Genomic DNA, 3985 nt, shown 5'->3' with positions numbered 1-3985 from the left:
GCACAAGGTTAGAAGCAAACCATAGAAAATATCGCGAATAAGATAGGACGCAACTAATTGAAAATAAATGATTAGTGTAGAAATGCAACGTCTAAAAATAGGCTATCTCACTGATTTTTAGTAACTTTATAAGTGAAAATAAACATAAAGTCATGCTTATAACCAGCTTGATAAGCCGATATATGGAGCTATGCAAAGCAGCATTTTATTCTGTGGTGGGGCGAAGTTAAACAAAAGTATCCAATCAAACATCATGGAGATGCTATTTCTTTTGATGGTAATACCCGGAAAAGTAAATTTCACCCAAATGGGACGCTATGGTAAACGTGGTGAACAATGTTATAGGCAGACCACTGAACGTAGCGTTGACTGGCTTGAGATGAACATGCGGCTAAGCGCTTATGCTTTCAAAAAAGGGACGAGACGCAATGCTATAGCCATTGACCCAAGCTTCATCAAGAAGTCTGGCAAGTGTTCTCCGTACATGGGCTCATTTTGGTCTGGGTGTGCAGGTGCTGTCAAGAGGGGTTTTGAAATTCTTGGAATAGGAGTTGTCGATGTTGACCTACACGAATGCATGATGTTAAAAGCCGTACAAACAACATTAGATAAAGACAAAGAGAATAATGACATGAGTCTATACGATCGGTATGTCAAGGTTTTGTCAAACAACAAACAAATCCTACAACGTATTACAAGTGTTCTTGTCGCAGACTCTGCATTTTCAAAGAAACCATTTATAGACAATATGCTAGGAATCGGTTTTAATGTGATAAGCCGTCTTCGGCATGATGCTGCATTGTATTATTTGTGGGATGGCGAGCCTACAGGCAAACCTGGGCGCCCACGTGTAAAAGGCGAGAAGATAGACTTCAAGAACATAGACAAATCCAAGGTTGCGATACTTAACACGGACAAGTCTAATGAACAAGTTTATGCTTTGAAAGCATGGTGCAAGTCCCTACATTGAAAAATATCACTTGTCATACACATTTTGCCAAAGGGAGGACACCGGTTGTATTTCTCTACTGATGTGTAGCGAAAATAATGTGCAGTGAATACAATCTCTCTATCGGGAGGCTTAAAGCTCTGATAATTAATGCATACTACGGCCAAAGAATTATTGACGTGTTCGAGAATAACCCGAACACGCAATTAAATTATGAGATAGTGAATGAAATAGTTGGATTCGCTGCTGATGCAGCATAAGATTTAACGAAGTATTGGACAATAAAAAACACTGGAATACAAATGTTTGAAAAGAGAAAATCCGTATCAGTTCGTAACTGACACAAAAGTGAATGCGTATCTTTACAAACATGGAAAAAGTATTGGAAAAAACCTTACAGGTATTCACCAAAATGAATTATGAGAAAGCAACCCAGGTGGAAATACCCAAAGCCTGCGACCTGTCAAAAGCCGGATTGGTGTATTATTTCCCGTTCAAGCAGAATTTGTTTGTGGTTATTGTGCACAAATATGTATTTCATCCCCAACAGTTGGAAAAAAGTTCCAATTTACAGCAGGCTCGTTCCCAGAGTTTATCGACCAGTATTACGGCCGTGTGATTTTTGCCCTAATCCGGCTCAGACTTGTCTGCGTTACGCCTAAATAGGTGGCGATACTTCCCAGCGGCAATCGCTGTAACAAATCTGGTTCTTTCTCCAATAGCTCCTTATACCGTTCCGAAGCGATAGCGGACAACATAGAAATCAGCCGTTCTTCAGTGGCAAGCAGCTCCATCTCCGCATAACGCCGTCCCCAATTGGCGATATGCAAGTCTTCCGAAAACAACTCTTTCAATTTTTTCCTTTTCAATACATACAAGACGGAATCTTCCATCAATTCCATTGTTTCATATCCTGGCTCGTCATTTACATAGCCTTTCATAGAAACAAGGGTCGCTCCCTCTTTGCCGACCCAAAAAGTAATTTCTTTCCCATCCACCGAAGTATAGGCACGGACAATGCCTTGTTTAATGAAAAAGATGTCTTTCTCCACCTTGCCGCATTTCAATACTCGGAATCCTTTGGGATATGAGACTTCAGTCAGGCATTGTTGCAACCTGTCCAAAGATGCGTCCGGCATGGCATATCTTTGGTTGATGATTTCCTTTATATCCATAGTTCATTGCTGTTGTTAGTGTGCAAAATTATAAAATAGAATACGGAAACTATAATAAACAGATGTTTTTTTGTCAAATGAAAAGTCTGTTTTTGCCAAATGTAAAAAGCTATTAGGGATTGTTTGTTTATTTTTGCGCCCGAATTTAATAAATCATAGGTATGAATTGGATAATCTTATTATTGGCAGGATTGTTTGAGGTGAGCCTCACATTCTGTTTAGGGAAAGCGAGAGCGGCATCAGGAGTTGGATTTTATTTGTGGGGAAGCGGTTTTCTTGCCTCTACCATACTGAGCATGACTTTGCTTGCCAAAGCGGTACAGACTTTGCCTTTGGGAACTGCGTACGCCATTTGGACAGGAATCGGAGCGGTTGGTACGGTTTTGATTGGGATATTCGTTTTCAAGGAACCTGCCACTCCCATCCGGCTTTTCTTCCTCTTCGCGCTCATTGCATCCTTGATAGGATTGAAAGTCGTGTCATACTAAAAGGAGACGACAAATGAAGTATGAATTAAGAGAGAACCAAGGCATTCCGGTAGCTCTGCTGGCTCTGATGGCAGTTGCTACCGGACTTTCCGTTGCCAACTGCTACTACAACCAACCTTTGTTGGGTAGCATGGCAAAAGATTTCGCGGTAAACGACTTTTCTGCTAGCATGGTAGCGACATTGACACAGATAGGCTATGTAACCGGACTTGTGTTTGTCATCCCGCTTGGTGATTTGGTCTCACGAAAGAAGCTGATATTGACCAATTATATCATATCTTCGTGCGCCTTGCTTGCCATAGCCCTTGCCCCGAATATCTATTGGGTATGGGGTGCATCATTGCTTGCCGGCGCATCTTCGGTTATGCCGCAATTTTTCATTCCGTTAGTATCTTACTATTCATCCCCTGCGCACAAGGTGCGCAACGTAGGGATTATACAATCTTGCCTGCTCATAGGTATTCTTGGTTCACGGGTATTCAGTGGCTTTCTGGCTGACGTATGGGGATGGCGTTCCGTCTATTTTGCAGCTTGCTTGTTTATGCTCGGATGCTTCCTGATGATTCACAAGATGCTACCCGCGTTGTCTACCTGTTCGCAAGAAAGTTATGCAGGGTTGATGAAATCTTTGTTGCGCCTGCTCTCCCAATACCCGTACTTGCGTATCGCATCGCTGAGGGCGGCATTGGCTTATGGCTCGTTCTTTGCTTTGTGGAGTTGCCTTGCTTTTCGGATGAAACAGGAACCTTTTTTTGCTAGCGACGACATTATCGGAGCACTCGGTTTGTGTGGACTGGCAGGTGCATCCACGGTGGTTTTCATCAGCGGCTACGTCCAAAAGTACGGTGCGAGGTTCTTCTCTATTGCCGGAGGATGCGTAGTGTTGGCTGCATGGATACTGGCATTTTTGGGGAATGACAGCTATTTGTGGATAATAATTGCTATCTTGCTGATTGATGCCGGTATGCAATGCATCCATTTGTCGAATCAGACCAGCGTAGTCGCCCTTGACGCATCTGCCATCAATCGTATCAATACCGTTTATATGACCATTTACTTTTTGGGTGGTTCTGCCGGTACATTCGTTTCCGGCCTGTCTTGGCAGCATTACGGGTGGACAGGTGTGGTGTGGGTAGGAATTGCCTTTACCATGGCTTCCTTGCTCGTAAACTGTTTCAAGCCCCAACGACATAAGGATGGATACTAAATATTCTTTCTGTATGATTATTTTATGCTTTTCATCCATAAAAGTTGTCCGAACAAGCAAAGTAATCCTGAAAACAAAGAAATTCTTTTAACTCACTTGATTTTCAACAATAGTCCGTTAATTTTTTCGTAGGAGCACAAGGTTAGAAGCAAACCATAGAAAATAT

At 42.3% G+C, this 3985-nt stretch carries 4 protein-coding genes and 1 pseudogene; 4 read left to right on the top strand and 1 reads right to left on the bottom strand.

Annotation, left to right across the window (positions count from 1 at the left end; translation table 11 throughout):
* Window positions 1–253 precede the first annotated feature (253 nt).
* Window positions 254–970 (top strand): transposase, encoded by a 717-nt coding sequence (locus HMPREF0673_RS01320; RefSeq protein ID WP_245544214.1) that lies wholly within the window; start codon window positions 254–256, stop codon window positions 968–970.
* A 337-nt stretch (window positions 971–1307) separates the two neighbouring features.
* Window positions 1308–1567 (top strand): annotated as a pseudogene (locus HMPREF0673_RS01315) (TetR/AcrR family transcriptional regulator); the annotation flags it as partial.
* Here HMPREF0673_RS01315 and HMPREF0673_RS01310 read toward each other — a convergent pair.
* Window positions 1555–2124 (bottom strand): Crp/Fnr family transcriptional regulator, encoded by a 570-nt coding sequence (locus tag HMPREF0673_RS01310; RefSeq protein ID WP_007897084.1) that lies wholly within the window; start codon window positions 2122–2124, stop codon window positions 1555–1557. The pseudogene HMPREF0673_RS01315 and the gene HMPREF0673_RS01310 overlap by 13 nt on opposite strands.
* A gap of 161 nt (window positions 2125–2285) precedes the next feature.
* On the opposite strand from HMPREF0673_RS01310, the gene HMPREF0673_RS01305 reads away from it, so the two are divergent.
* On the top strand, window positions 2286–2612 hold the full coding sequence (locus HMPREF0673_RS01305; RefSeq protein ID WP_007897083.1) for a DMT family transporter: 327 nt from the start codon (window positions 2286–2288) through the stop codon (window positions 2610–2612).
* 13 nt (window positions 2613–2625) lie between these two features.
* On the top strand, window positions 2626–3819 hold the full coding sequence (locus HMPREF0673_RS01300) for an MFS transporter (RefSeq protein WP_007897081.1): 1194 nt from the start codon (window positions 2626–2628) through the stop codon (window positions 3817–3819).
* Window positions 3820–3985: the final 166 nt, after the last annotated feature.

It is taken from the genome of Leyella stercorea DSM 18206 (assembly GCF_000235885.1).
Classification (GTDB): Bacteria; Bacteroidota; Bacteroidia; order Bacteroidales; family Bacteroidaceae; genus Prevotella; species Prevotella stercorea.
This window is presented reverse-complemented; position numbering and strand designations above follow the sequence as displayed.